This is a genomic window from Sphingobium sp. SG1 (assembly GCF_057063145.1).
Window position 1 is genome coordinate 1 of record NZ_JBVVOJ010000078.1, and the last position, 286, is coordinate 286.

The following is a 286-nucleotide window of genomic DNA, read 5'->3' on the forward strand; positions in this document are numbered from 1 at the left end:
GCGCCGTCGTGCCAGATCAGTGAATCGAAATCCACTGTTCCCGGAGCAGGATTGACCGTCCCGTCCACTTGGCCCATGAGATTGCGCATCGTGGTTCCCTCGGGCGTGGTGCCGCGAGCGTTGCGGAATCCCTTTTGTGTCCACCGGATTGTCGTCAGTGATCGGACGTTCTTGGTCAGAACTCGCACAGCATGAGCAATGGTCACCGGATCGTCGCCACAAATCTGCAGCAACAGGTCCGACCCGCCCCATCGGTCGTCAAGTCGGTCGATCTAGTAGCTCGGCA

General features: G+C 59.4%; 1 protein-coding gene. It reads right to left on the reverse strand.

Annotated elements, in window-relative coordinates; all coding sequences use genetic code 11:
* Positions 1 to 233 (reverse strand): hypothetical protein (locus AC0KVN_RS27620; protein WP_483656841.1); only part of this gene is annotated, 233 nt, incomplete at its 3' end.
* Positions 234 to 286 lie beyond the last annotated feature (53 nt).